Annotated in this window: 1 protein-coding gene and 1 pseudogene; both read left to right on the top strand. The window is 67.8% G+C overall.

Going from position 1 to position 1,030, the window contains the following annotated elements; translation table 11 throughout:
• A pseudogene (locus tag Q664_RS28415) lies at positions 1-292 on the top strand (methyl-accepting chemotaxis protein); the annotation flags it as partial.
• A 17-nt stretch (positions 293-309) separates the two neighbouring features.
• The coding region (locus Q664_RS28420; protein ID WP_043402715.1) for a CHASE3 domain-containing protein at positions 310-1,030 on the top strand (721 nt) is incomplete at its 3' end.

A 1,030-nucleotide genomic window follows, 5' to 3' on the forward strand; every position in this document is an offset into this window, starting at 1 on the left:
GGCGGCGGAGGAGCTGTCGTCGACGGCGGAGGAGCTGGCGGCGCAGGCCGAGTCGCTGCAACAGATGATGACGTTCTTCCGGGTGGGGGAGGAGGTGAGGGCGCTGCACGGAGGGGTGCAGCCGGTGCGCTCGTTGAGGCCGGCGCCGGTGCACCTGCCGCCGGTGCTTTCACCCGTGCAGGGGCTGAAGACGGTGGCGCAGGCGCTGCCCGTTCAACTGGCCCCCACGTCCTTCCCGGCGGTACCCGAGCGCGCGGCGGCCGGCTCGGACCATGACTTCAAGCGCTTCTAGGACGGGTCATCCACTCCATGATCGACAACCTCAGTATCGCCAGGAAGCTTCAGCTCGGGTTTGGCGTGCTCGTCACGCTGTTCACCGCCATTGTCTGGTGGTCCTTCCTGCTCTTCCTCAGCCTGGCGGACTCGGTGGGGGACACCTACCGCGCCTACGAGGGCCTGGGAGAGTTACGCGCCACGGGCATCGCCCTGATGGACCAGGAATCCCGGGTCCAGGGGTACGCACTCACCGGCGATGAGGCCGTCCTGGAATTGCTGCCCCAACGGCAGTCCGAGTTCCTCCGCAGCCAGAGCAAGGCGATGGAGCTGACGACGGGCAGTGCCCGCATCCAGGAACTGCTCCAGCAACTGTTGGACCTCTATCAGCAGCAGTACATCCCCCACGTCGAGCGCCTGGTGTCGCTGCGCCGGGACGTGGACGCTGGCCGTGTGCCCATGGAGCAGCTCGTGGCCTACGCCAGGGAGGGCCGGGGACGGAAGATCGTGGACTCCATGCGAGGTCTGGCGAACGCCATCCGTGCGGAGGAGAAGACGTTGCGTGAGCGGCGTGACGAGGTGGGTGAGGTGCGTGTGAGCCTCGTGGAGCGGATGTTGGTGGGAGGGGGCATCGTGGGACCGCTGCTGGCGGTGCTGCTGGCGTGGTGGCTGTCGCGCAACATCACCCAGCCCTTGGCCGAGGCGGTGGGACTGACGGGACGGTTGGCCTCGGGAGACCTCACCGCATCCATCGACG

Source organism: Archangium violaceum Cb vi76, assembly GCF_000733295.1.
Taxonomy (GTDB): Bacteria; Myxococcota; Myxococcia; order Myxococcales; family Myxococcaceae; genus Archangium; species Archangium violaceum.